The following is a 5,118-nucleotide window of genomic DNA, read 5'->3' as shown; positions in this document are numbered from 1 at the left end:
GATGGCTTCTTTGCAGTCGCAGTTTATGTCGAGCGTGGCGGCGGGAGGCGCAGGTTTCCTTCGGTTTTCCATGATTTCACTCCAGATAATTGCCTGACAAGGTTGAATGCTGGGGCCGTTAGGATTGTCGGCACCGCTGGAATGGTGCAGGTTGTAGAAAATCCCCGAGGCAGTCGTTCGTCGCTTTCAATCGAGGTCCCGATGCAAGGCTGTCCGCCATGGAGATCTGCCATGCCGAACAAACTGCCCAAGCGCCCCATTATCGTTTTTCTCGCAGGGATTTTTCTGGGCTTGCCCGGCGTCGCAGGCGCAGTGACATTGACGTCATTAAAAGGCATGGATCTCGAAGGAAGCTATGGCTCGTATGCGCCGCGTGGCGATTGCTCTCGAGGGGCGAGCCTTGAGATCAACGAAACCGGCTTTACTTTCAAAGCGTCTGGTCAGACTGTAAAAAGCACCCGGTTTGAGTACGCGGCTTCGTTTCTTGGCCCGACCTATGAAGGCGTTAGCGCGGTCTTTTTTCCTTTTCCTGTCAATGCCAACGATTTCGGACGCGTGATCTTGACGGTCAATGACGACGAAAAGCGAGGCGTAGTCCGCCTTGAAGCAGACGTCGCGCCTGGACAGCGCCTGGATCCGTTCAAGTCAGCGCTCGTGTCGCAATCCCCACTGCTCTTGTGCAAGGGGTCTGGGCCGGCATCTGCTGCTTCAAAAGCACCTCTGCAAGCAAGGCCAGTCTTGGGAAAACCGACGCCGCTAGCCTGGACCAATCTTGCGAGTTCCATAGGAAAATTCCAAAGTGATTCCGATCCCAACGGAATAGATCTTTTGACAAGTGGTCCGATAGCTGACGCGATACGTTCGCGTTTGGGCCGCAAAATAGACCTGCTGGCCAGCAATCTTTCGGCGATATCCGGTCTCCAACGACAAGGATCTCTCTATTGGGTTACGGGAAATGCGCCGCATCAAGGCGGTGTAGAGCAAGCCTATGTTTTGCTTGATGCAAATCGCCGTGCTGTTCAAATTGGCCTTTGGGAAAAGGGAAAGTTGACGGTCTATGCGCCTCAAGGAGGCCGCTTGCCCGTGCCCCAGGACATTGCTCGCCTGCTTATGGACAGCCCACCTGAGGACGCAGTGCCGCTGCCTGGGACTGCTTGGGAGGTCGTGCCGGTCCAAGGTCGCGCCCCAATGGCCTATGTCGATGTAGCTGCTTCGCCAAACATCAAGTCGTTTAGCCTGTTTTGTGAAGGCAACCGCCCCATGATGGCCATGCTCCTTAACAAGCCCGCGACGGTGCCGCGCGTTACGGTTACATGGAATTTTGCTGGTCGATTAATTGACATTCCGACCGGCCGCGCGAACGCTCAGAGCACGTTTTGGCAGGCCAACCTCACTGGTTCCCAACTCATTCCGATGCTTCTCCGTCAAAACGGTTCGGTTATGCTACGCATCAACGGCCGCCTCGAAGGCGAAGCTTTGTTGGCGGGAGCGCCACTGGCGCTTCGAACTGCGATGCGGACCTGTGTCAAATTTTGACATGACCTCCTGCACGTATTTCCTGAAGCATTGATAGTAGATCGTCGCTTTGCGGCTTGAAGCGCCCGGGCCTGATGGCGGGTGCGCCGTGAGCCGCGAGGATTTGCAGCTTCTCCTCGGGATCGGCGCGCAAATAGGTCTCGGTGCTCTGGATGCTGGCGTGGCCGAGCCACAATGCAACCTTGCGAATGTCCCCGGTCGCCGCGAGCGTGTGCATCGCACAGGAATGCCGCAGCACGTGCGGCGTAACCCGCTTGCCAAGGATCGACGGCTGCTTCGTTGCCGCGGTCTTGACGTGCTCGGCCAAACGGAACGCAAATCCGTCGCGGGTCATGGGCTGCCCGTTGGCATTGAGGAATATCTCGGCAGCTTGCGCGTCGGGCCGTATCGCAAGCCACGCGCGCAATACGAACTGGGTCTCTTTCCAGAGCGGCAGGACCCGTTCACGCCGACCCTTGCCCATGATGTGCACGGTGGACAGGGAGCGGTCCGGGAAATCGCGCAGCTGCAGCGTTACGAGTTCCGACACTCTCAGCCCGCCGGCATAGGCCAGATGCAGCATCGCGCGATCGCGGGTGCCAAGGCGTGTCCGGGGATCCGGGGCATCGAGCAAAGCCTTGATCTCGGCCCGGTCGAGGTAGTCGATCAGCGCCTTGTCGGTCTTCTTGGTCGGGATCGATCTGACGCGGAGGGCCAGATCCAGGCAGGCCGGAATCCGATACTCGATGTACCGGAAGAAGGACCGGATCGCGGCGAGCCTGCCATTGCGGGTCCGCACACAGCTGCCGCGCCCGGTCTCGACATGGTCCAGGAAAGCCATGATCATGTCGGGGCCGAGATCCTCGATCTCAAGATCGGTCGGCCGACGCTTCAGCCGATCGGCAGCGAACTGAACGAGGAGGACGAAGCAGTTGGCATAAGTCTTCACTGTGTGCGGGCTGACAGCACGTTCGCGTGGCAGATGCTCACGCAGGTATGCCGAGAGATGCGGAGCGAGCGCCGTCATGCCGCCTCTCCCCGGTAAAGCTGCTCGCTCGCAGCCGCAATGTCGCGCAGCAGCACCGGAGTGGCCTCGAGATACCAGTACGTGTTGGCGACCGACGCGTGCCCCAGATAGACACTGAGACCGGCCATGTGGTGAGCGATGGCCTCCCTGTCAGGTGGGCAGGACTCAAGGGAACGGACAGCGAAGGTGTGCCGCAGATCGTGGAGTCGCATGCCCGCCGTACCGGTTGGTCCACGATATCCGAGCTGCCGGGCCAATCTGACGAACACGACGTGGGCGCGCACCTTGTGCGGTGCCCGTCCCCGGATAGTGACGAACAGGTCGTTGCCCCTGGCCGCGTGCTTCTCGCGGAGGGCGAGATAGGCTTCGAGTGCTTGGCGCGTCGATGGCTGCAAGGCAATCAGCCGCTGCTTGCCAAACTTGCCGTTGCGGACGATCAGGCCATCCTCGACCAGATCTTTGCATTGTAATGCGAGGGCCTCGGAAATCCGGAGACCTGTCGCCGCCAGCAGCCCGAACAGGTAATGGTACGTGTGTGGGCTGATCGTGCCTTGGGGTGGAACGTCCAATGCAGCAGTCATGATCGCCCGCACCTGGTCCGGCTCAATGATGGTCGGCGTCGGGCGTGGCCGCTTGCCCCGACCGAAGACGCCGGCAGGCGGAACTTCGTGGCCTGAATCTTCGGCGTGAGCGAAAAGGCTGAAGTTACGTGCGGTGTCGAACCTCCGGCGGGCCACATATTGTGAGCTCGACGTATGGCACCAGTCGTAGATGCGCTGGACCTGAGTGTGCCGATCGCCGAAACCCCCGGCGTAGGCGGCGTACAGGCGCAGCATGCGTTCCTGTTCAGAGAACTTCAGCCCGAGGCTGCGATGCAGCGCCACGTATCTGGAAATGTGGATGTTCAGCATGACTGTTCTCCCGGCCAGGGCTGCGCGATCTTCATGAGCATCGGCAGATCGACCTTGGCGTAGATGGCAGTGGTCTCGGGCGAGCTGTGACGCAGGATGGTCCCGACGGACTCCAGGCCTGCGCCCGCGCGCAGCAGGTTGGTGGCAAGCGAATGCCGGAATATGTGCGACCCGGTCGGCACTCCTTCGATCCCACCGCGGTCGCGCGTACGAGCGACGATGCCCGCTATCTCAGCGGACGAGCGGAATGGCCGAAACGGTGCTTGTGCACGCAGGAACAGATGCTCTTCGGCGGCCTTCGGGCGGGCTGCCGCAAGATATGCCAGGATCGCGTCGCCAACATCCTGCGGCAATGGCAGGCGGTCCGGTCGACGCGTCTTGCCCTTGACCGTCAGGTGGCCGGATCGCCAGTCGATGTCGTCGAGACGCATGTTCTGAATATCGGCAGCCCGCAGGCCGAGCCTGGCGAGCAGGAGAATGATGGCCTTGTCCCGGACTTCCACCGGACGATCTGTCGGACAGGCCGCAATGATCCTCTCGATCGTTGCCGGGTCGACGTGGCGCGGCAGCGTCGAAAGGCGGTAGCGCTGTACTGATGGAACTGCATGCAACAATGCCGGCCGGCACTCGCCACGCACGACCAGAAACCGGATGTAGCTCCTCATTATCGTGACGAGCAGCGATGCCGACCCCGGCGTCTCCTTGCTTCGTCGTTGGAATGCGCTCCTGAGTCCGGCGGCATCCCATTGCGAAGGCTCGCCCAGCATTGGCATGAGCCGTCTGATATCGGTCCGGTAGCGCCGGATCGTCTCGTCCGTGGCGCCGCGGTGTTGCTTGAGCCATGCCAAGTAAGCCGACATGTGCGGGTCATCGTCCGCCACCGGTTCAACCAATGGGATGGCGCCCCGGCCTCGCAGGAACTCGACGAAGTGCCGTGCGCATCGCCGCCGCCGCTTGGTGCCCGTTGCGACCAACTTGCCCCGCTTGCGCCAGACCGGGCATCGGCAATCATGCGCTGCATAGTGGTCGATGATCGTGTCATCGATATCGATCCATTGGCGCCGCGCCATGCGAAGCCAGGCCACGAAATGCTCGGCCTCGGACCGATAGGCCTGTGCCGGTCCCTCGGCAAGTTGCAGGCGATCGATCGCATCGGAATAGTCGGCGAGGTGCCGTGGCAGATCGTCGATCCCGTCGTCGACTTCGACGTAGCCTTGATCTTCCAGGAACCGGACGAAGCGCCTGACCCTTGCTGCTTGGTCAGCCTTGTAGTGCGCTTGCTGCGCCGAATACCGGTGGCACCGGCACCCATGCTTTTCGAACCGCCGGACAGCCCGATCGTCAATCGTGCGGATGGCGATCCTATGCAGGCCCAGCCAATGCAGGAAATGGCGGACCGCCGCGCCATACAGAACCGCACAGCCTGACTTCTCGTCGAGCGACTGAGAGGAGAGGAATGTGGTGAGAAGGGTGCCGTGACTGGGCGGGTCTTCGACCCGGAGCGGGGCCGCTCGAAACGGCAATGATGATCTTGATCGCATGTTGGTTCCTTCGACTTGTTGAGGTCGAGGGAACCGTAATTATCTGGAGTGAAATCATGGAAAACCGAAGGAAACCTGCGCCTCCCGCCACCACGCTCGACATAAACTGCGACTGCAAAGAATA

The 5,118-nt window shown here is 60.7% G+C and carries 4 protein-coding genes; 1 reads left to right on the top strand and 3 read right to left on the bottom strand.

Features of this window, described 5'->3' with window-relative positions; translation table 11 throughout:
* Positions 1 to 1,536: hypothetical protein (locus HHL27_RS22015; RefSeq protein WP_169495505.1), on the top strand; the 1,536-nt coding region annotated here is incomplete at its 5' end.
* Here HHL27_RS22015 and HHL27_RS22010 read toward each other — a convergent pair.
* The 3 genes from HHL27_RS22010 to HHL27_RS22000 are packed head-to-tail and all read right to left on the bottom strand — an operon-like array spanning position 1,526 to position 4,994.
* On the bottom strand, positions 1,526 to 2,542 hold the full coding sequence (locus tag HHL27_RS22010; protein WP_019053426.1) for a tyrosine-type recombinase/integrase: 1,017 nt from the start codon (positions 2,540 to 2,542) through the stop codon (positions 1,526 to 1,528). The two genes, HHL27_RS22015 and HHL27_RS22010, sit on opposite strands and share 11 nt — an antisense overlap.
* Positions 2,539 to 3,453, bottom strand: coding sequence for a tyrosine-type recombinase/integrase (locus HHL27_RS22005; protein ID WP_019053427.1), 915 nt, complete (start codon positions 3,451 to 3,453; stop codon positions 2,539 to 2,541). Before HHL27_RS22005 ends, HHL27_RS22010 begins: the two co-directional genes overlap by 4 nt.
* Positions 3,447 to 4,994, bottom strand: a complete 1,548-nt coding sequence (locus HHL27_RS22000; RefSeq protein ID WP_026149763.1) for a tyrosine-type recombinase/integrase — start codon at positions 4,992 to 4,994, stop codon at positions 3,447 to 3,449. The genes HHL27_RS22005 and HHL27_RS22000 overlap by 7 nt, the downstream gene beginning before the upstream one ends.
* Between the last annotated feature and the right edge of the window lie 124 nt (positions 4,995 to 5,118).

It is taken from the genome of Novosphingobium olei (assembly GCF_012927405.1).
Taxonomy (GTDB): Bacteria; Pseudomonadota; Alphaproteobacteria; order Sphingomonadales; family Sphingomonadaceae; genus Novosphingobium; species Novosphingobium olei.
The sequence above is the reverse complement of the archived record's forward strand: the minus strand, read 5'-3'. Positions and strand labels throughout refer to the sequence as shown.

Bases quoted from the DNA above. Each gene is read 5' to 3' on its own strand.
- HHL27_RS22005 (WP_019053427.1), bottom strand. From the start codon at position 3,453: ATGCTGAACATCCACATTTCCAGATACGTGGCGCTGCATCGCAGCCTC.
- HHL27_RS22010 (WP_019053426.1), bottom strand. From the start codon at position 2,542: ATGACGGCGCTCGCTCCGCATCTCTCGGCATACCTGCGTGAGCATCTG.
- HHL27_RS22000 (WP_026149763.1), bottom strand. From the start codon at position 4,994: ATGCGATCAAGATCATCATTGCCGTTTCGAGCGGCCCCGCTCCGGGTC.